General features: G+C 42.7%; 20 protein-coding genes. 5 read left to right on the forward strand and 15 right to left on the reverse strand.

All coding sequences use genetic code 11. From position 1 onward, the window contains the following. Positions 1-28: 28 nt before the first annotated feature. From NSU11_RS13850 to NSU11_RS13860, 3 genes are read left to right on the forward strand one after another with little or no spacing between them, the layout of a single operon-like run. Entirely contained in the window at positions 29-661 is a 633-nt protein-coding gene (locus NSU11_RS13850) for a GNAT family N-acetyltransferase (protein WP_024424848.1), read from the forward strand. 39 nt (positions 662-700) lie between these two features. Further along, positions 701-1,342: a CBS and ACT domain-containing protein gene (locus NSU11_RS13855; RefSeq protein WP_024424849.1), complete on the forward strand. Its 642-nt coding sequence runs from the start codon at positions 701-703 to the stop codon at positions 1,340-1,342. Beyond that, positions 1,339-2,499: an acetoin utilization protein AcuC gene (locus NSU11_RS13860; RefSeq protein WP_024424850.1), complete on the forward strand. Its 1,161-nt coding sequence runs from the start codon at positions 1,339-1,341 to the stop codon at positions 2,497-2,499. The genes NSU11_RS13855 and NSU11_RS13860 overlap by 4 nt, the downstream gene beginning before the upstream one ends. A gap of 44 nt (positions 2,500-2,543) precedes the next feature. Here NSU11_RS13860 and ccpA read toward each other — a convergent pair whose 3' ends face one another. From ccpA to NSU11_RS13915, 11 genes are all read right to left on the reverse strand, one after another. After that, entirely contained in the window at positions 2,544-3,545 is a 1,002-nt protein-coding gene (gene ccpA / locus NSU11_RS13865; protein WP_024424851.1) for a catabolite control protein A, read from the reverse strand. 452 nt (positions 3,546-3,997) lie between these two features. Then, the gene (locus tag NSU11_RS13870) at positions 3,998-5,074 is read right to left on the reverse strand and encodes a bifunctional 3-deoxy-7-phosphoheptulonate synthase/chorismate mutase (protein WP_056768228.1); all 1,077 of its coding nucleotides are present in this window, start codon (positions 5,072-5,074) and stop codon (positions 3,998-4,000) included. A 221-nt stretch (positions 5,075-5,295) separates the two neighbouring features. After that, on the reverse strand, positions 5,296-5,619 hold the full coding sequence (gene ytxJ, locus NSU11_RS13875) for a bacillithiol system redox-active protein YtxJ (protein WP_024426177.1): 324 nt from the start codon (positions 5,617-5,619) through the stop codon (positions 5,296-5,298). A 34-nt stretch (positions 5,620-5,653) separates the two neighbouring features. Further along, positions 5,654-6,124, reverse strand: coding sequence for a YtxH domain-containing protein (locus tag NSU11_RS13880; protein ID WP_185853773.1), 471 nt, complete (start codon positions 6,122-6,124; stop codon positions 5,654-5,656). A gap of 26 nt (positions 6,125-6,150) precedes the next feature. Next, the gene (locus tag NSU11_RS13885) at positions 6,151-6,570 is read right to left on the reverse strand and encodes a DUF948 domain-containing protein (RefSeq protein WP_024424855.1); all 420 of its coding nucleotides are present in this window, start codon (positions 6,568-6,570) and stop codon (positions 6,151-6,153) included. A gap of 222 nt (positions 6,571-6,792) precedes the next feature. Further along, positions 6,793-8,091 carry a UDP-N-acetylmuramate--L-alanine ligase gene (gene murC, locus NSU11_RS13890; RefSeq protein ID WP_024424856.1) on the reverse strand — a complete coding sequence of 433 codons (1,299 nt, stop codon included), beginning with the start codon at positions 8,089-8,091 and terminating at the stop codon, positions 6,793-6,795. 303 nt (positions 8,092-8,394) lie between these two features. Further along, positions 8,395-11,127, reverse strand: a complete 2,733-nt coding sequence (locus NSU11_RS13895; RefSeq protein WP_269320770.1) for a DNA translocase FtsK — start codon at positions 11,125-11,127, stop codon at positions 8,395-8,397. A 196-nt stretch (positions 11,128-11,323) separates the two neighbouring features. Then, a complete protein-coding gene (gene ytpR / locus NSU11_RS13900) occupies positions 11,324-11,929 on the reverse strand; it encodes a YtpR family tRNA-binding protein (RefSeq protein WP_024424858.1) in 606 nt (201 codons plus the stop codon). 16 nt (positions 11,930-11,945) lie between these two features. Next, entirely contained in the window at positions 11,946-12,758 is an 813-nt protein-coding gene (locus NSU11_RS13905; RefSeq protein ID WP_171464581.1) for a DUF1444 domain-containing protein, read from the reverse strand. A gap of 20 nt (positions 12,759-12,778) precedes the next feature. Next, positions 12,779-13,099: a thioredoxin family protein gene (locus NSU11_RS13910; RefSeq protein ID WP_024424860.1), complete on the reverse strand. Its 321-nt coding sequence runs from the start codon at positions 13,097-13,099 to the stop codon at positions 12,779-12,781. Further along, positions 13,086-14,114 carry a PTS sugar transporter subunit IIC gene (locus NSU11_RS13915; RefSeq protein WP_024426181.1) on the reverse strand — a complete coding sequence of 343 codons (1,029 nt, stop codon included), beginning with the start codon at positions 14,112-14,114 and terminating at the stop codon, positions 13,086-13,088. The genes NSU11_RS13910 and NSU11_RS13915 overlap by 14 nt, the downstream gene beginning before the upstream one ends. Positions 14,115-14,314: 200 nt before the next feature. Between NSU11_RS13915 and NSU11_RS13920 the strand changes: the two genes are divergently transcribed. Next, positions 14,315-14,761, forward strand: coding sequence for a YtoQ family protein (locus tag NSU11_RS13920; RefSeq protein WP_024426182.1), 447 nt, complete (start codon positions 14,315-14,317; stop codon positions 14,759-14,761). A 46-nt stretch (positions 14,762-14,807) separates the two neighbouring features. Here NSU11_RS13920 and NSU11_RS13925 read toward each other — a convergent pair whose 3' ends face one another. Then, positions 14,808-15,881, reverse strand: a complete 1,074-nt coding sequence (locus NSU11_RS13925) for a M42 family metallopeptidase (protein ID WP_024426183.1) — start codon at positions 15,879-15,881, stop codon at positions 14,808-14,810. Between the two features lie 199 nt (positions 15,882-16,080). Here NSU11_RS13925 and NSU11_RS13930 point away from each other — a divergent pair, with 199 nt between their 5' ends. Next, positions 16,081-16,395 (forward strand): PepSY domain-containing protein, encoded by a 315-nt coding sequence (locus NSU11_RS13930; RefSeq protein ID WP_003217759.1) that lies wholly within the window; start codon positions 16,081-16,083, stop codon positions 16,393-16,395. Between the two features lie 41 nt (positions 16,396-16,436). Here the strand turns inward: NSU11_RS13930 and NSU11_RS13935 are convergent, their stop codons facing one another. From NSU11_RS13935 to trmB, 3 genes are all read right to left on the reverse strand, one after another. Continuing rightward, positions 16,437-18,134: an NAD-dependent malic enzyme gene (locus NSU11_RS13935; protein WP_073207028.1), complete on the reverse strand. Its 1,698-nt coding sequence runs from the start codon at positions 18,132-18,134 to the stop codon at positions 16,437-16,439. A gap of 74 nt (positions 18,135-18,208) precedes the next feature. Then, positions 18,209-19,057, reverse strand: a complete 849-nt coding sequence (locus tag NSU11_RS13940) for an MBL fold metallo-hydrolase (protein WP_342493638.1) — start codon at positions 19,055-19,057, stop codon at positions 18,209-18,211. A gap of 116 nt (positions 19,058-19,173) precedes the next feature. Next, entirely contained in the window at positions 19,174-19,815 is a 642-nt protein-coding gene (gene trmB, locus NSU11_RS13945) for a tRNA (guanosine(46)-N7)-methyltransferase TrmB (protein ID WP_024424866.1), read from the reverse strand. Positions 19,816-19,961 lie beyond the last annotated feature (146 nt).

Consider the following 19,961-nt stretch of genomic DNA (forward strand, 5'->3'; position numbering starts at 1 on the left):
ACTCACTAGAATTAGGGGCGGTGGATACGTGGAGCATCCTAAAACTTATTATTCAAAAACCATTGAGCGAGAAACAGGTTCCATCCTGATTGAAGGACCGGTACCTGCATCAGAGCTTGCGAACTATACGTTTCATGAAGGACTAACGGCATTTCGCACGCCTGAGGAACAGAAACAAGCACTTGTTGAAATAGCAGATCTTCCAGAAGGACGTATTATCATTGCAAGAGCGAATGAGCTCGTCGTAGGCTATGTCACGTATTTGTATCCTGATCCACTTGAGCGCTGGTCAGAGGGCAAAATGGATAATTTAATTGAGCTTGGCGCGATTGAGGTCGCTCCTCCATTTAGAGGATGCTCACTTGGCAAGCATTTGCTTGATGTGAGCATGATGGATGAGCAAATGGAGAATTACATCATCATTACAACTGAATATTACTGGCATTGGGATTTAAAGGGGACAAAGAAAAACGTTTGGGAGTACCGCAAAATGATGGAGAAAATGATGAACGCAGGCGGTCTTGTCTGGTTTGCAACAGACGAGCCAGAGATTAGCTCACATCCAGCCAATTGTTTAATGGCCAGAATTGGGAAACATGTGAGTCCTGATTCGATCGAGCGTTTCGATCGTCTTCGCTTCCATCAGCGCTTTATGTATTAACGTTCAATTCGTTTTTTTGGCAAAGGGGATTGGTAAACAATGATGATTGAACAAATTATGGAGCGTGATGTGATCACGCTGCGAAAAACCGATACGATTGAAGAGGCCATTCAAAAAATGAGTGCACACCACATCCGGCATATTCCGATCGTATCTGATCAAGGATCTGTCATTGGGATGGTGACTGATCGGGATATTAAAAATGCCAGTCCAAGTATTTTTGAAACAGAGAAAAGGAAGCTCTTTATTCAGCGGCCGGTAGAAGAGATCATGGTATTAGAGACGATCACGGCTCACCCGCTTGATTTCGTTGAAGAGATATCAAGTGTCTTTTTTGAGCACGGAATTGGCTGTCTTCCAGTGGTGAGACGCGGCAAGCTTGTAGGCATTATCACAAAAACAGATCTGCTTCGTACGTTTGTAAGACTGACAGGTGCAGATCAGCCTGGGTCGCACTTAGAGGTTGAAGTCGAGCAGATGACAGAAGGCCTCGCAGACATTACGGCCATTTTAAAGGAGCAGCATATTCAATTGCTGAGTGTGCTTGTGTACCCGCATGCCAATGAGGCATCTAAAGTGCTCGTCTTCCGCCTTCAAACCATTCATGCAGATCATGTGACGAAGCTGATTCGCGCAAAAGGCTATAAAGTGCTCTGGCCTATGGAGCAGACGATCAAATGAAGGAAGCGACCTTTGTTTTTTCACCATCTTTTCAAACGTACCAATTTAACCAAGATCATCCCTTCAATCAGCTTCGGGTCTACTTAACTTATGATCTTCTTCAAAAAATGAAGGCGTTAACAGAGGATGAAATCGTTGCACCACGTATGGCTACTCTGGAGGAATTAAAGCTCGTCCATACAGCAGATTATATCCAGGCTGTGCAGCGGGCAAGTGAAGGAAAACTGTCTACAGCAGAGGGTGAACGCTACGGTCTTGGCACTGAGGATACACCGATGTTCGCAGGCATGCATGAGGCGGCATCTCTCCTTGTTGGCGGAACATTAACAGCGGTTGACCAAGTGATGCTCGGTCATTCGCAGCATGCCCTCAATCTTGGCGGCGGGCTTCACCACGGATTCAAAGGGCGTGCATCTGGCTTTTGTATTTATAATGACAGCTCTGTGGCGATTCAATATATTCAAAAGACATATGGCGCTAGAATTTTATATATTGATACGGATGCTCATCACGGCGATGGTGTCCAGTTCAGCTTCTATGACGACCCAGAGGTATGTACAGTCTCCATTCATGAAACGGGACGCTACTTGTTCCCTGGAACCGGACAAGTACAGGAAAGAGGCCACGATAAAGGCTATGGCTACGCGTATAATATTCCGCTAGATGCATTTACGGAAGATGAATCGTTTCTCGAAGCATACCGAACAGCAGTGACTGAAATTGCTGCTTTTTTTAAACCAGATGTGATTTTGACGCAAAACGGGGCAGATGCACATTACTATGATCCGTTAACTCATTTATCTGCCACCATGAAAATATATGAGGAAATTCCTAGACTTGCTCATGAGCTTGCGCATCAATATTGTGACGGCAAGTGGATCGCTGTTGGCGGAGGAGGATATGATATTTGGCGCGTCGTTCCAAGAGCGTGGAGCCGCATTTGGCTTGAGATGAAAGGCATTACACCGCCAGATGAGCTGCCTCAGGACTGGATTCAGGCATGGAATAAGCAATCGCCTGTTACCCTTCCACCTACATGGAAAGATCCTGACGATTTATATCCACCGATCCCAAGAAAAGCAGAAATCACAGAAAAAAATGCTCAAACAGTAGAAAAAGCACTCATGCCTGTTAGAAGAGAAAAGAAAAAGGCATAAGAAAAGCAGGCTTTCCCTCATAAGGTAAGCCTGCTTTTTTTGTTTTATTTTGTTGATTGTCTTTCTTCAATTCTGTGCGGAAGCTCAACAATTTGATCGTCCACTTGTTCTTTGTTCATCAGTTTTGTGAGCAGTCTCATGGCAACAGCACCAATATCATATGTCGGCTGAACAACTGTTGTCAGCTGAGGACGCACCATGAGAGAAAGTCTTGTATTATCAAAGCCAATCACTTCTAAATCTTCAGGAATGGAGACCCCTCTGTCTTGTGCTCCGTGAATGACACCTAGCGCCATTTCATCTGTAGCTGCGATAACAGCTGTCGGTTTGTCAGACTGCTCAAGCAGATGAGCAAGTGCTTCAATTCCAGAGTCATAAGAGTAATCGCCTTCAGCAACAAGTGCATCGTCAAACGCGATACCCGCTTCTTCAAGCGCACGCTTATAACCTGCAAGCTTTCTCACGGAATTAATCGGCTCTGACATTGGACCAGAAACAAACGCAATTCGTTTATGTCCTTTTTCAACTAACAGCTGAACGGAATCATAAATCGCCTGCTCATAGTTGATGTTAACAGATGGTGTTTGAGCCTGTTCTTCAACAGATGCTGCAAGCACAATCGGTACAGGAGAGCGCTTAAATTCTTCCACATGCACATCTGTGATGTTTCCGCCCATAAAGACAATTCCGTCTACTTGTTTGCCCAGCATCGTATTTAACAAATGAAGCTCTTTATCCGTATTTTGATCTGAGTTGCTTAAAATGATGTTGTATTTATACATCGTGGCGATATCTTCAATACCGCGTGCTAATTCTGAATAGAAGATACTAGAAATATCAGGGATGATGACCCCAACTGTCGTTGTTTTTTTACTTGCAAGGCCTCGTGCCACTGCATTTGGACGATAGCCAAGGCGATCAATCGCTTCAAGCACCTTTTTTCTTGTTGTTGGTTTTACGTTTGGATTACCATTTACTACGCGTGATACCGTTGCCATACTTACATTTGCTTCTCTTGCTACATCATATATTGTAACATTATTCACATAAATCACTCCTTCAAATACACTTCATATCTATAGCATTCACCAATTAGATAGAGACATGTCAGATACGAGGAAAATAATATCCTATTTGTCATTAAAACGATGAAAAGAGACACATAATTTTTCAATCTACATCAAAATGACATTCTTTTATGAAATTATACACGTTTTTTTGTCATATGAAAACGTTCCCTTTCTTTTTATAACTAAATTAAACAAACTTTAATCAGCTTGTTACCTGTAATTTGAATCATATTTCATAAAAAAGCATCGAGAACGCCAGCTATGACAATGATCTTAGCAGATTCTATCGAATTTTAAAAATGAAAACATTGTGAACAAGCACTTTTTGGGCTTGCAATGTGCTTTCTTCCTTTCATTCCCAAACCTCATGGTATTTTTTCCATAAAAAAACCGCCGGGCAGTCATCCGGCGGCTATTTCTATCTATGATTACGCGTGAATGTTGACAAGTGGTCTTAACGCATCTAACCATTTTTCGAATTGTGGAATGTCCATTTGCTGCGCTGAATCAGATAGAGCAACAGATGGATCTGGATGTACTTCTGCCATGACACCGTCTGCTCCAATCGCAAGAGCTGCTTTTGCTGTTGGAAGGAGAAGATCTCTACGTCCAGTTGAATGCGTCACATCAACGAAGACTGGTAAATGTGTCTCTTGTTTCAAGATTGGCACTGCCGAGATATCTAATGTATTTCTTGTCGCTGTTTCGTATGTGCGGATACCGCGCTCGCAAAGGATGATTTGATCATTTCCTTGGGCGATGATGTATTCAGCTGCATTGATGAATTCTGAAATGGTCGCTGCAAGACCGCGTTTTAAAAGAACTGGTTTCTTCACGGAACCGGCTTCTTTTAATAGTTCGAAGTTTTGCATGTTACGTGCCCCAATTTGGATGACATCGATATGCTCAATCGCTTCTTCAATATGAGCAGGATTGACTATTTCACTAATAACAGCAAGACCGTATTCATCCGCTACACGCTTTAGAATCTTTAGACCATCTACACCAAGTCCTTGGAAGTCATATGGGCTTGTGCGAGGTTTAAAGGCGCCACCGCGAAGTAGTTTTAACCCCTGCTGTTTCGCTGCTGCCGCTACTTCTGCGACTTGCTCGTAGCTTTCAACGGCACATGGTCCAACGATGAAACGCTGCTTTCCATCACCGATCGCTTCCCCATTGATATTCACAATTGTGTTTTCTGGTTTTTTCTTACGAGAAACAAGAAGTGCTTTGCTGTGGTCATCTTCTTGAAGCTCTAGACCTGCTTTGAAAATCTCTTTGAAAATATGTTGAATCGTTGAATTTTCAAATGGCCCATCATTTTCTTCAAGAATTTGGTTCAGCATTGTGCGCTCTCTGACAGGATCATAACGGTTGACACCTTGCGCTTCTTTCGCTTTTCCAATTTCTTTGACAATGTTTCCTCTGTCATTGATCAGTTTTAAGATTTGAAGATTTAGTTCATCTGCTTGCTGCCTCAATTTTTCTAATTCATTGTTGCTCATTTTTGTCATCCTTTCCTCTGCCTGCTCTCGCTTTTTATTTTTTCATTCTTGCATGATAGGGTTTATTATAAACAAAGATTTCGGAATTGTCACGAAAATTTTCTTTATTACCCAAACGCTTTTAAGCGGTAAAGTATCGTATGTAAGATTATAGCATACTTTTTGTTCAAGTAAACCTTTTTTATAAAAAAAACGTCAGCCGCTGCTGACGTTTCTTTCTTTTACAGATTATGTTCAAGCGCTTCTTTTGTAATGCTTGAGTGAGAAGCATGCCATTTTACTTTTCCACCGCTAAAGATGAGTGCCTGTGGACTTTCATGCTTTACTCCAGACTTTTCCGTCACATAGGATGAAAGCTCTCTCGTGTTTTGAATTTGTAAGAAATACGCAGGTACATCTTCATGTGCAGACGCAAATGCTTCAAACTCTTGAAAAGCCGCTTGGCTGATCGGACATGTCAAACTGTGCTTAAAAAAGACAAAGGTCCCATCTTGATTCGTTAGTTGATCAAACTGTTCTTCTGTTTCAATGAGTTGTTTTGACATGATGTTCTCCTTCTTCACTTCTTAGCAGTGAGCGTTAGCCTTTAGTAGATTGTTCTACTTTTTCTTTGACATCTTTGATGCCGTCTTCAATTTCTGACTTTGCTTCTTGTGCTCGTACTTTTGCTTCATCTGCTGCATCAGATGCTTCGCTTGCCAAATCCGCTGCCGCATCTTCTGCTTCACTTTTCACTTTATTAGCTTTTCCAGCTGCTCGCTCTTTTATGTCTTTCACTTTGTCTAAAATCTGGTTTGACTGCTCTGCTACAAGCTGAGACAATTCAGACGTTTTATCTTTCGCAATCGTCACATATTCAGTGCCTCTTTCTTTTGCATCTGTTGTGAGCCGGTCTGTTTTTTCTTTTAACGCATTCGCTTGGGTGTTCAAATCATCGCGAAGCTCTTTCCCTGACTTCGGTGCTAAAAATAATGCTGTTGTTGCACCAACAATTCCACCAATAAGTGTTCCGATCAAAAAGTCTTTGCTATTGATTCCGTCTTTGCTCATGATTATTCCTCCTATGCGAATATGGTTTATTTTTGGTGTTTACGCTGTTTCCATTTTTTATAAATTTCAAGTGCTGCGTTACTCCAGCTAACCACATCCGTCACTTTTTCTTGATTTCTTTCAACGGATGAAGAAACCGCACCAGCTGCCTGCTTTATGCTTGTATTAAATTGGTTGATCGAGCCGCCAATTCCCTGCACCGCATCCACAACTGTATTGAGTTTTGCTGATTTGTCTTGAATATCTTCAGCAAGCTGATTCGTCTTATGTAGCAACTGTGCTGTCTCTGTGGTGATGCCTTGCATCTGACCTTCAAGACCTTCTAAAGTTGATGCAACATTCTTTAATGTCAGCTGTAAGGATTTTAATGTTTTGGACAAATAGATGACAAGAATGAGGAAAGCAATTGCGATCAGTGCAACGCTTAGATATAGAATAATAATCATCTGATACCTCCTTTGCTGCGGGCATATTCAATTCATTACCCTCTCGTTGTATCATTCAAACATCGCCTAGAATGACCGATTGAATAATAATTCTACACTTATTCGCTAATTCCTGTCCACAGCGAACGAAAAAAAGCGGCACATGTTGACACATTTAGCCCTTTTGTCACATTTTATTCAAAATAAAAAAAGTGCCGTGTGAAACGGCACTTTTTTAAGCATTTATACAGCGACTTTTTCATAAGCACGCAAATATTTCTGAATGTCTCCTGCTCCCATAAAGATCAGAATCGCATCTTCGTGCGTTTTCAGCACAGATGTATCTTCTTCCTCAATTAATTGGGCCTGCGGGATTTTTTCTTGTAAATCTTCAATGCTCAGCTTCCCAATGTTTTCACGGGCTGAACCGAAAATATCACAAAGGTAGACATAGTCGGCTTTCTTTAGACTGTCAGCAAATTCACTTAAGAATTGCTGTGTACGTGTGAACGTATGCGGCTGGAAGACAGCCACAATATCACGGTCCGGATATTTTTGGCGAGCTGCTTCAATCGTGACTTCAATTTCAGTTGGATGATGTGCATAATCGTCAATTAAGACCTGCTCACCGACTACTTTTTCATTAAAGCGTCGTTTCACACCGCCAAATGTCGTTAATGCGCCTTTGATAAGTTCTACATCAATGGACTCATAGTGACATAATGCAATGACAGCTAACGAGTTGAGGACATTATGATTTCCGTAGGCAGGAATGTAGAAGGTATCATAAAACGTATTGCGTACAAATACATCAAATGTGGTACCTTCCGTATTTTTCACAACATTGCGTGCTTGGAAATCATTTTCTTCGTTGAAACCGTAGTACACAACAGGTACCTTCGCTTGAATCTTTGGCAGATGCTCATCATCACCGCAGGCAATAATGGCTTTTTTCACTTGAAGCGCCATGTTTTGAAATGCATCAAACACGTCATCAATATCCGAGAAATAATCAGGGTGATCAAAATCAATATTGGTCATGATCGCATAGTCTGGATGATAGCTGAGGAAGTGTCTGCGGTATTCGCATGCTTCAAAGACAAAATACTCGCTGTTTTCTTTCCCCATTCCAGATCCATCACCGATTAAGTACGAAGTAGGTTTGGCTGCCTGCATGACGTGAGCAAGCAGTCCTGTTGTCGATGTTTTTCCATGAGCACCAGTAATCGCAACGTTTGTGAATGAATCCATGTATTCTCCAAGGAATTTATGGTAACGAATGACAGGAATCCCTTCAGAAAGGGCACGTTCAATCTCAGGGTGTGTATCAGGGAATGCATTTCCTGCGATGACCGTCATCCCTGGCTGAATATTGTCTGGGTCAAATGGTAGAATTTTAATATTTCGTTCTTCTAATGCTTTTTGTGTAAAGATATGTTTTTCGATATCCGATCCTTGGACAGTATACCCAGTATCATGAAGAATTTGGGCCAGTGGACTCATACCTGTCCCTTTTATTCCAACAAAATGATAAACAGTCATAATTGTACCTCCAACAAACGTCTATCTGACTTACAGTATATGACGCTCATTTCAATTTGCAACTTGTGATTTTTGCCTCTAGCTGATCACAGATCGCAGCTCCAAATAAAGATTTTTTTCCGATCTTCCTATTCTAATCAATATTAACTATGATTAGTATCCGACAACTTTCCCATTTCTAACACCTGTTTCCGCTTATTTTACATTAAAAAGCGTTCTGGCAGACATGCGAAAAGTGTCCAATTACAAAATTGCACCTATGTGCTATCATACCATGTTTACGAAAAAAATGAAGTGGTTTGTTTAGATCAACTGTTCTAAGTCACTCAGTGTCATGAGTACTTCTCTTGGCTTACTGCCTTTCGCACCAGATATCATGCCCTCGCGTTCCATCATGTCAATCAACCTGGCTGCACGATTGTAGCCAATTCTAAATCTTCGCTGCAAACTTGATGTACTAGCGCTATTCTGCTCGATGGCAAAACGGCAGGCATCCATAAACAATTCATCTTCGTCTGTAATCGCAGAGCCTTGCAGCATTAGTTCCTCCTGTTCAAAAAGGAACACGGGCTTGCGCTGCTTTCTCACATGTGCCACCACTTGATCAATCTCACGGTCTGATACAAAGTTCCCTTGAAGCCTTGTCGGCTTGCCAGAGCCATTTTCTAAGAAGAGCATGTCTCCTTTTCCGAGAAGCTTTTCTGCACCTGCCATGTCAATGATCGTTCTTGAATCCACCTGACTTGAAACAGAAAACGCAATTCTTGTTGGGATATTGGCTTTAATGAGACCTGTAATAACATCAACAGAAGGTCTTTGTGTCGCAATCAATAAGTGAATGCCGCATGCTCTTGCTTTCTGTGCAATTCGGCAGATGCTTTCTTCGACTTCATTTGGTGCGACCATCATTAAATCAGCCAGCTCATCAATCACCACGACGAGATAAGGCAGTTTTTCACCCATTTGTTTTTCTTTCACAAGCTCATTGAATCGTTTAATTTCTCTCACGCCTGAGTGTGCAAATAGTTCATAGCGTCTTTCCATTTCATCCACTACCCATTTCAGAGCAGCTGTTGCTGTCTTGGCATCGGTAATGACGGGACTCACAAGATGCGGAATGTGATTATACGGCGCTAATTCAACCATTTTAGGGTCAATTAAGAGCATTTTCACTTCATCTGGTGATGCTTTAAACATTAAGCTCACTAAAATCGTATTAATGCAGACGCTTTTTCCTGAACCAGTGGCCCCGGCAATTAAGCCATGGGGCATTTTTTGCAGATCAACCACGACAGGCTGGCCTGAAATATCTAATCCGAGTGCCGCTGTTAAAGGAGATGGATTGTCTCTAAACGCACTGCTTCTGATCATTTCTCTTAAGAACACCATTTTACTGTGCAGGTTTGGCACTTCGATCCCGATCGTGTTCTTTCCTGGAATCGGGGCTTCAATTCGAATATCCTTTGCGGATAAACTAAGTTTAATATCATCTGACAGGTTCGTGATTTTGTTCACTTTGACACCTGGTTCTGGATGTACTTCAAACCTTGTTACAGAAGGTCCCTGTGTGACATGAACCACACTTGCTCTTACGTTGAAATTTTTAAGTGTCGCATTGAGCAGCTCAGCCCGCTCTTTCACCCATGTCCCGTCCTCTTCTTTTTGAGCTGGCGGTACGTCTAAAAGGGCGAGACTTGGAAAAACATATCCTTGTGTATCGGCTGCTTTCTTTTGCCCTTGCACGCGCTGATCGCTTTTTAACATCATGACATTAAACGGAACCGTAGAGGTTTGCCCGCTTGTGCGTTGTGGCTGCGGAGATGTCTGTTTTGGTTCTTCTTTCTTGACTTCCTGCGTTTGTTCTTGCTGCTCTGTCTGCTCTATAACCGTTTCTGCCGGTTCAGATGCAGTTTGTTCCTCTCTTACTTGTTCTACTGGCATCGCTTGATCTTCTTCAATTTCAGCTTCTTGAACCAGCTGATCTTCCTGCAGGTCATGTTGGACTGGCTCAGCTTCTTCAAATGCTGCCGCTGGCGCTTCTTCTTGGTCGTCTTCTATTGGATCAGCTTTTACTTCTTCCACCGGTTCTGCTGAAATGTTTTCTGTTAACACTGCTTCTTCTGCTGGAATGTCTACTTCCATCTCAATCGCTGGCTGCGAAGGTTCCGGTGTTTCGAAGGTCAACATCTCTATTTCCTCAGTATGCTCTTCAAACTGATGGACAGACTCGTCCTTTATTTCTTCTTCATCACTGGAAACAGCCTGTTCCGGCTCAGACTCTACCGGCTGCTTCTGATAGACTTCGGCTTGCTGCTTATGTAAATCAGCTTCATGAGTATCTTCTGGCTCGTTTTCTTCTGGCTCGATGAAAGGCTCGTCAGTTAAACGTTCCATCGTCGATTGAACATGATCTTGATAAGCGAGTTCCTCTTGTAATGTATGCGGGGTTACTGCTGGCTCCTTATCTGCTCTCTCTTCTGCTGACGCTGAAACCATTTCCTCGATACGTTTTTCTTTCTGTATTGACGGGATGTTCATTTGCTGTCTGACATTCCGTTCACGCTCTGCCTCTTCTGATAACAGTGTGACACGCTGCGCCGTTTCTTCTGCTGCTTTCCTTTGAACTGAAGCTGTTTCTTCTTTTGCATCTGCCCGTTTTGGACGCATATCCTGATGATAGCCATAGATCGGTGATGGAATTTGCTCTGGCTTGAATGGCTTTTTATTCATATCAGGCTGAAGCGTTTGTTTAGGCTGATAGGTTGTCTGTCTGGTCTTTGACTGGCTTGGTTTGGCGCGTCTTCTCTCCGGCTTCACTCCATCGCGCTGAGGTTCATCTGGAACGAGCGGAAAGCGAAAGTTCCCTTTCGGATATTCATAATACACTTTCGTATCTTCGATTTTTTTATATTCTTTATGCGGTTCAAAAGCTGGCTGCTTTGGTGCAGCTAGATCTTCTTCAGGTCTTGCAGCTTTTTCTTCTTTCTTTTCTTCTCCTAAAAATACACTAAAAAATTTATCTAACCAACTCATCATTTATCACTCACTTTAACTCCCCTTACGTTTTCTTGGGCGATTTTTAGTATACCATTGCTTTTTCATGCAGAAAAGCGAGAAAAGTGCCGCTTTTTGCTGTTCATGCTGTCTGTAGATGAAAAAAAGTCACTAAGTACGTACTTAGTGACTTTTGGTATAACACATTCTTCGCTCCTATGTGCCCGTTTATGGGAGGTTACGCTTTAAAGGGTTCGCCAGCTTGATGGCTTCCATCTAAAACAAGAATCCCTTTTTCAGCAGGTGCGTCTGGAAGATCTAACTCTTTCGCTGAACAGATCATGCCGCTTGATGGAACGCCTCTCAGCTCAGCATCTTTGATGACCATACCGCTTGGCATCACTGCACCGACCTTCGCCACCACGACATATTGGCCTTGGTCAACGTTTGGTGCACCGCATACGATTTGTAAGGTTTCATCGCCCACATCAACTTGGCAAATGTTTAATTTATCTGCGTTCGGATGCTTTTCTTTTTCCTTCACATAGCCGACAACAAATTTTGGTGATAGATCCACAGTCAACGTTTCACTGACACCGTTGCGGTTTAAAATTTCATTGATATCTTGAACAATGGTTTCAGAAAGCGGGACAGATCCGTTTTCTTCAATTTTCATGTAAGTCGATGCATTGAAGATATTAAAGCCTGTTGTTTCTTTTGTTTCTTGATTGAAGATTCGTACAACATCTCCAAACGTCTCATGACCTACTTCTTCTCTCGTCACATCTTTCAATGAAATAAGGAGTGTGTCGCCTACACCTTCTGCATTATAAAAAACGTTCATTCTTCAAAATTCCCTTCTACTGCTGTTTTGGTCTGCTTTTTGCAAGTATAAAGATCGGTTCAAGCTTCCCCTCATCATATAAAAATGATAATGCGGTAATCGGAACCGTACCGCTGGCGAAGAAGCTCATCGACATCTGTCCTAAAATATCATAGCCTGAATCATTGCGAACATCAGCAATGATGAATACATCTTGATGGGGAACAGAAATCGCCATTTGTCCTTGTATTTTTTGCGCGTATTCTTGTAATAACGATTCATTTAAAAGTCTGCTGGCGTCATATCCGTCATTTGCACGGAAGAAATAAAACCGGTTGCCTGCCACTTCATCCATTTTCACTACAGTTTCTAGCGAACGGACGTTGAAGCTGGCGGTTTCTCTGATTCGCTCTTTTGTCCAGTTTTCCTTTTGAAGCATCTTTTCATCAATTAATCGGTAGGTGCTTCCAAGATCAAGTGCATAGTAGATTCTCGTTTCTGCTGTATGCTCATCAAACACGAGGGGAATTCCATCACTTGATGCCTCAGGAAAGGAAGTGGAACGAATGACTGGATAGATCTGCTTTTCTTTTCCTGAAATGTGCTGCGCTTCGCCTTTCATCGCACTCAGCGCTTCTTTCACATAATAAACGATCTCATCGATGGTTTCATCAGGCTTTACTTCCCACTTTGCAATAATTGGCGGGAGCTCAAGTGTGATGCCTTTGCCTGTTTGTTTATCTTCAATACGAAGCGTATCTTTTTCCCGATCAAACTGGTGTGACCAGCTGTCGTTCGTCAGACGGCTTTTGAGTTCATTCGCAAGCTGTCTTGATGTCATTTTTGCCATCGTTTTAGACTCTCCTTTCGTTATTTAGAAAGAGAATCTGTTAAAAATGCTTCTATCTCTTCCTTTGTCTTACGATCTTTGCTAACAAAGCGGTTAATCTCTTGTCCGTTTTTAAAGACTAAAAAGCTTGGAATGCCGTAAATTTCCCACTCTGCACAAGTGTCAATGAACTTGTCTCTATCGACATAGAAGTACTCAAATTCTGGGTAGTTTGCTTCAAGCTCTGGCAAGAATGGCTCAATAAATGTGCAGTCCGGGCACCAGTCAGCTGAAAATAGCAATACCGTTAAGTCTTCTTGAATCACTTTTTGTAATTCTTCGTTAGATTCAATTTTTTTCATGTTTCATTCCTCCAGTTTGTATGGTTAAATCTCCGAATTGTATATAGCCTTTCTTTCTCATCCATTCTGATACTACCAAACTAATCACTGCCGGGCCAACGATATGCAAGAGAGCTATCGCCAGAAATACAGATGGATGAAACCCCATGACAGTGAGGGTCATGAGCTGTCCAACAAGCCCGCTCGTTCCCATTCCCGCTCCTGCCGCATTATTGACCATCCCAAAGCCAATAATACCAATTGGCGCGAGAATCAGACCAGCAATCGTCGGCGGAATCAGGATGAGGGGGTTTTTCACAATGTTCGAAAGCTGCAACTTTGACGTCCCAATGCCGACAGCCGCAAGCCCGCCAAAGCGATTTTCTCTAAAACCTGCAGCAGCAAAGCCAACCATTTGGGCACAGCAGCCAATCGTTGCAGCACCAGCAGCTGTTCCGCTTAAGTCAAGCATGAGCGCAAGTGCAGCACTTGAAATCGGAGAACTTAGAGCAAGTCCAACAATGGTCGCTACCAGCATACCCATGATCAGCGGGCTTTGGTCTGTCCCCCACATGATGAGCCTGCCGAGCCCTGTCATCATGGCTTCAATCCCAGGTCCGATGAAAGCAGCGGTGAAAAAGCCAGTGATAATGGTGACAAGCGGCGTTAAAATAATATCAATTCTTGTCTCACCACTGACCAGCTTGCCGAGTTCCACACCAATTAATGCTGCGGCAAAGCTTCCAGCAGGACCCCCAAGCTCTGCTCCAGCAGCACCTGAGACAACACTTGCAAAAATGATTAATGGAGAAGCATTTAAGCGATAAGCAACTGCTACACCAATTGCCGGTCCCATCAGACCCATAGCAAGCGTACCCATTTTCACAATGAGAGAAAGTGATAACAGACCGCCTGCTGTTTTTAAAATCAGACCTACCACTAATGTAGCAAATAGACCTAAAGCCATATAAGAAAGTGCATCAATGAAATACACCTTTGGCGAAAGGGAGATCCCCTTTCTTTTCAAATAAGTCATCAACGTCGTCTTCCTGCTTTCTCATAGGAAAGACGAAGAGGCCTGTCCTTCCCATTATATGTAGTATTCTTACGATGAAAAATTGTCTCTACCATGAATATCATAATCATATTTTTTTTGCTTTATCAAGCACTTCTTGTGTAACATGAAAAGAAACAGGACAAACCTTTACTAAGTTTGTACAAAAGGAGGAGTTCGTTATGCAATTAACTGTTTATTTAGCTGGAGAAATTCATAGCCAGTGGCGTGATGAAATCAAGGAAAAAAGCCAATCTTTGAAGCTTCCGGTGACATTTGTCGGTCCAATGGAGAATCATGACCGCTCAGATAACATCGGTGAGGATATTTTAGGTGAGCAGCCGAATGCCATTTTCAAAGATGATGCAGCGTCTGATTTGAACAATTTTCGTACTGAAATTTTATTAAACAAAGCAGATGTCGTCATTGCACGCTTTGGTGAGAAATATAAACAGTGGAACACAGCCATGGATGCATCTGCTGCGATTGCAAAAGGGAAACCTCTTATTTTAATCCGTCCAAAAGAGCTGCACCATCCGTTAAAGGAACTCTCAAACAAAGCAAATATCACTGTGGAGACCGTAAACCAAGCGATCAAGGCGTTATCTTATGTGTTTGAACAGCAATAAGAAAAAAGGCTGCTTTCATTGAAGAAGCAGCCTTTTTCTATCACATTTATACTTGTTGGTAAATAGTATCCACTGTACTTTGATCACAATTTTTGACAAGGCGGACAATTAACTCTTTAGCCGCTGCGTAATCATCCACATGCAAAACAGAATGACTTGTATGAATGTAGCGTGCGCAAACCCCAATGACAGCAGAAGGCACACCTTGGTTTGAAATATGAACACGTCCAGCGTCCGTACCACCCGGTGATACGAAATATTGATATGGAATGTTGTTTGTCTCAGCAGTATCAAGCACAAAGTCTCTCATTCCGCGGTGCGTAATCATTGTCCGATCAAAAATACGCAGAAGTGCACCTTTTCCAAGCTGGCCGAACTGTGTTTTGTCACCTGTCACATCGTTTGCAGGACTCGCATCTAAAGCGAAGAAAAGATCTGGCTGAATCATATTCGCAGCTACCTCAGCCCCTCTAAGCCCTACTTCCTCTTGAACAGTTGCTCCTGAGTACAGCTGACATGAAAGTGTTTCGTCTTTTAATTCTTTTAATAATTCAATTGCAAGGCCGCAGCCATAGCGGTTATCCCAAGCCTTCGCTAAAATCTTTTTTGGATTCGCCATTGGGGTAAAAACCGTTGCAGGAACGATTTGCTGTCCTGGACGAACGCCAAGCTCTTTTGCCTCTTCTTCACTGTCTGCACCAATATCAATGAGCATATCTGACGGCTTCACAGGCTTGCTTTTTTGTTCTGGCGTCAGAAGGTGAGGAGGTGTACTAGAGACGACACCAGGAATTGGCCCGTGATCGGTATGGACGTCCACACGCTGCGCCAGCATGACTTGACTCCACCAGCCGCCAAGTGTTTGAAAACGAATCATCCCGTTTTTCGTAATTGATGAGACCATGAATCCTACTTCATCCATATGACCCGCTACCATAATTTTCGGTGCGTTTTCCTGCCCCTTGCGTACGCCAAACACTCCGCCAAGACGGTCTTGAATGAGTTCATCAGAATATTTCTCAAGTTCCTTTTTCATAAAAGCACGCACATGGTGCTCATTTCCTGGAGTTCCCTGTAATTCTGTTAAATTTCGGAAAAGCGACAATGTTTCTTCGTTCATTCTACAGTTTACCTCGTTTCTATGTAATGACCATATATATTCCTATAAAAATAACACTCACTTTATACTATAAGAATTCTTTCGGTTTTCCAAGTATCTCTCCAGAAATTTTGAATATGCTTTCAAGTATTCGGATTCCTTAACATCAATGGACAAGTTTTGTATAATGGAAAAAACAGCAATACGGAGGTGCAGCACGTTGAAGTTAAAACATGTTCTGATTGGTGCGAGTATTGGCGTAGCCGCTGCAATTGTTGCAAAGAAAGTATTTTTCCCTACGTATATTTCATCTGAAAAAGCATTAAAAATTGTGAAATCTGCTTTTAAACAGCGCGGCCCTATTGATGGCTCTTGGATTTATACTGTACCAGAACCGTATACCGTAAATGGTGAAACGATTGATGTGTACAAATCTGGCATTACCCGCTCTGCCTTTGGCGAGCTTGAACAGTATGAAGTGATGATTGATGCCAAAACTGGCATGATCGTGGATGTCATTGATTCTGTTGCTTGATCAAGAAAGCTTCGCAAAGACGTGTCCTTGCGAAGCTTTTTTTATATGGCTTTGATTTTTTTGTACACAGGATGCCACATAGCGTCCTGCACAGCCTGAATAAGATCATCAGGCGTTTCTTCTGCTATTCCTTCATCAATTGCTGCCTGCGCCACACGGACGGCCACTGTCGCTGAAACGGTTCGAAGCTGATCGACACTTGGCAGCATCGCTGCACCCGGCTTCCCAACATTGACCATGCTTGCAATGGCTTCAGCACTCGCAACAAACATACTGTCTGTCATCAACCTGGCTTTTGACACAATTGTGCCTAGACCAAGTCCTGGGAAGACAAGGGCATTATTCGCTTGTCCAATTTCATATGTGACACCGCCATACTCGACAGGAGCAAATGGACTTCCCGTTGTCACAAGGGCGCGTCCTTCAGTCCACTCGATCAGATCTTGCGGCTTTGCTTCTGAAAGAGGGGTCGGATTCGACATCGGTAAAATCGCAGGGCGCTCCACGTGTGACGCCATTTCTTTTACAATTTCCTCTGTAAAAGCGCCTCCGACCGTCGAGGTGCCAATTAAGATTGTTGGTTTCGCCTGCTTGACGACCTCTAATAGATCAATCGAATGCTTTGGACCATTACGGGCATAATCCTTTACTTCGTCAGAACGTCTTGCATACGGCTTTTGAAATGGCTGAATGTCAGGTGAATCATCTGTGAGCAGCCCCGTTTTATCAATACACCAGAAATGATCGTAGGACTCCTCTTCTTTGACTCCGTCTCTGACGATCGCATCACGGATTTGCTCGGCTATGCCAATACCTGCCGTACCCGCTCCAAAAATAACAATACGGTGATCTTTCAGCGGAACTTTCGAAGCTTTTGCACATGCTAGCACTGCAGCAAGTGAAACGGCGCCAGTCCCTTGAATGTCATCGTTAAATGTACAAATACGATCCTTATATTTTTCCAATATCGCACGGGCATTCTTTGTCCCAAAGTCTTCCCAGTGAAGGAGGGCGTTTGGGAAAGTAGCGCGGGCAAGCTCGACATATTGATCAATGAACTGATCATAGCGCTCTCCTCGAACGCGGGAGTGCTGATTTCCAACATAAAGCGGATCATTCAAGAGACTTTCCTGGTTCGTTCCGGCATCAAGCACTACTGCCAGCACGCGGCTGGGATCAATGCCTGCTGCAGCTGTATAAACAGCAAGTTTCCCAACTGAAATGGCAATCCCGCCAACGCCCCAGTCTCCAATACCTAAAATGCCTTCTGCATCAGTTGCAACGATTAAGTCGATTGATTCATCGACACCATAAGAGGCAAAAATCTCCTCCATGCCTTCCAGATCATCAATCGATAAATAGAGCCCTCTTGGCTTTCGATACTCATGGCTATAACGCTGAATTGCCGTTCCTACAGTCGGCGTGTAGACAATTGGAAGCATTTCCGCCAAGTGCTCATTAAGTAATTTGTAAAAAAGCACTTCATTTCTATCATGAAGTGATGTTAAATACACATTTTTCCCTAGATCATCCGGCTGTGCCTTGAACTGCTCATATGCACGCTTTGCCTGATCCTCTAAGGTTAAGACCTTAGGCGGAAGAAATCCCTTTAACCCGAGCTCCTCCCGCTCTTCCTTTGTAAATGCAACCCCTTTGTTTAAATAAGGGACTGACATGACTTCCATCCCTCTTAATGGTGTTTCGATCACATCACCATGTACACGATAAAATTGGTTCACCTGCACTCTTCCTTTCACAAGTTCATTTTGTCGTTATTTTGTGTGAAAGGCGAAAAAAACATACAGATGATCTTTTATCTTCCTGTTTCTCTTTTGATTTCGTGTGTGATCTGCCCGTCTTCGTCCCATTTTACAGCACGATAAATGGCATCATGATAAAACAAGTACCACGCATTTTTTTCTTCTGCAAATGCCTGCCACTTTTGCTTGGCTGGAATCGAGGTCATTGGGTAATCATCATATGCCAAAACCCAAAGTGGATTTTTATGAGCATGTGTTGGCATGATATCAGCTAAATGAATCGCTGTTTCACCCTCACTTGTGAGCACTAAAATGCTATGACCATTGCTGTGGCCGCCTGTATGATGCAGCTCGATGCCTTCTGTCACTTCGATGCTTTCTTCAAATGTGACCACTTGGTCTGCCACAGCCTCCCAGTTTTCTTTCCAATATGTATTTCTTGAGCGAATGTTCGGCGCTCTCATTTCATCCCATTCGATTTTCGATGTGATGATTGTTGCCTGCTGAAAAACAGACACGAGCTTATCGCCTTCACGTTTTGTTAATCCGCTGGCATGATCAAAGTGCAGATGTGTCATCAATACGTAATCAATATCTGATGGGCGCAGGCCAAGCGCCGCTAGAGATTCTTCCAATTTGGTTTCCTCTGTCACGCCGTAATTGCGTTTTTGTTTATCTGTCAGCTTCCCTGATCCGATGCCGGAATCCACTAACAGATGAAGACCGTTCCACCGAATAAGAATTGGATCACATCGTAATTCAATTTGATTGCGGTCATTTACCGGGTATTTTTTTGACCATAATGGCTTTGGCACGACACCAAACATCGCACCGCCGTCCATGTGCGTATCTCCCCCATTTAACCAAAACAGTTCCATTTCACCTATTTTCATTGTCTCCATTGCTGTCATCCCTCCTTTTTCTATCGTAGCAAATACAGCCAAAAATCGCATGCACCAATCTTTTCATAAAAAAAGCTGGCTGCCATTTTTCTTTGCAGCCAGCTTGATATCACTTGTTATTCTGGGAATTTGACTTCTGATCGATAGATCGGTTGTCCCATAGACGAGAATTTCTCTTCATATTCAGTCATCACGTTTCCTTCTAAGCCGTCTTCATGTAAATCTAGACTGACATACGTTAAAAGAAGACCATATGCAGAAAAACTTTTTAAGGAATATTCAAATAACCCGCGGTTATCTGTTTTGAAATGTAATTCACCGCCTGGACGAAGAATATGTTCATATCTCTCTAAAAAGGTTTTAAACGTCAATCTGCGCTTTTCGTGTCTTGCTTTTGGCCACGGATCAGAGAAATTCAAATACACCCGGTCAATCTCATTTTCCGCAAACACATCTGTCAGCGTCTCAGCATTGATGTTCAAAAGCTTTACATTTTCAACATCTGTCTCTTTGATTTTATCTACTGCCGTCACAATAACACTTTTAAATAATTCAATGCCAATATAGTTGATATCAGGATGAAGCTTGCCCATTCCAGCAATAAAGCTCCCTTTCCCTGTCCCAACTTCGATATGGATTGGATGATCATTTCCAAACAGCTCATGCCATTTCCCTTTATATTGCTCGGGACTTGCTAAAGCAATATGAGCATTCTCAGCTAAGTAATCATCAGCCCATGGTTTATGTCGCATTCTCAATTTGATACACCTCTATTTTCTTTACATTTTATCAAGATACCATGAAACATAAAGACCCGCAAGACAGCATCTCTATGTCCATATAAAAAGACCAGCCCTTCGCTTGAGCTGGTCTGCCGCATGTATAAATTGGACGCTGAATGCAC

It is taken from the genome of Bacillus sp. FSL R5-0712 (genome assembly GCF_038593285.1).
GTDB classification, from domain to species: Bacteria; Bacillota; Bacilli; order Bacillales; family Bacillaceae; genus Bacillus; species Bacillus safensis.

What these genes read in the sequence shown, in the direction of transcription:
- NSU11_RS13910 (WP_024424860.1), bottom strand. Translation starts at nt 13,099, where the DNA reads ATGAAAAAAATTGAATCTAACGAAGAATTACAAAAAGTGATTCAAGAA.
- NSU11_RS13915 (WP_024426181.1), bottom strand. Translation starts at nt 14,114, where the DNA reads ATGACTTATTTGAAAAGAAAGGGGATCTCCCTTTCGCCAAAGGTGTAT.
- NSU11_RS13940 (WP_342493638.1), bottom strand. Translation starts at nt 19,057, where the DNA reads ATGGAGACAATGAAAATAGGTGAAATGGAACTGTTTTGGTTAAATGGG.
- NSU11_RS13880 (WP_185853773.1), bottom strand. Translation starts at nt 6,124, where the DNA reads ATGAGCAAAGACGGAATCAATAGCAAAGACTTTTTGATCGGAACACTT.
- ytpR (WP_024424858.1), bottom strand. Translation starts at nt 11,929, where the DNA reads ATGAACGTTTTTTATAATGCAGAAGGTGTAGGCGACACACTCCTTATT.
- NSU11_RS13895 (WP_269320770.1), bottom strand. Translation starts at nt 11,127, where the DNA reads ATGATGAGTTGGTTAGATAAATTTTTTAGTGTATTTTTAGGAGAAGAA.
- NSU11_RS13860 (WP_024424850.1), top strand. Translation starts at nt 1,339, where the DNA reads ATGAAGGAAGCGACCTTTGTTTTTTCACCATCTTTTCAAACGTACCAA.
- NSU11_RS13885 (WP_024424855.1), bottom strand. Translation starts at nt 6,570, where the DNA reads ATGATTATTATTCTATATCTAAGCGTTGCACTGATCGCAATTGCTTTC.
- NSU11_RS13855 (WP_024424849.1), top strand. Translation starts at nt 701, where the DNA reads ATGATGATTGAACAAATTATGGAGCGTGATGTGATCACGCTGCGAAAA.
- NSU11_RS13925 (WP_024426183.1), bottom strand. Translation starts at nt 15,881, where the DNA reads ATGAACGAAGAAACATTGTCGCTTTTCCGAAATTTAACAGAATTACAG.
- murC (WP_024424856.1), bottom strand. Translation starts at nt 8,091, where the DNA reads ATGACTGTTTATCATTTTGTTGGAATAAAAGGGACAGGTATGAGTCCA.
- NSU11_RS13920 (WP_024426182.1), top strand. Translation starts at nt 14,315, where the DNA reads ATGCAATTAACTGTTTATTTAGCTGGAGAAATTCATAGCCAGTGGCGT.
- NSU11_RS13905 (WP_171464581.1), bottom strand. Translation starts at nt 12,758, where the DNA reads ATGGCAAAAATGACATCAAGACAGCTTGCGAATGAACTCAAAAGCCGT.
- ytxJ (WP_024426177.1), bottom strand. Translation starts at nt 5,619, where the DNA reads ATGTCAAAACAACTCATTGAAACAGAAGAACAGTTTGATCAACTAACG.
- NSU11_RS13870 (WP_056768228.1), bottom strand. Translation starts at nt 5,074, where the DNA reads ATGAGCAACAATGAATTAGAAAAATTGAGGCAGCAAGCAGATGAACTA.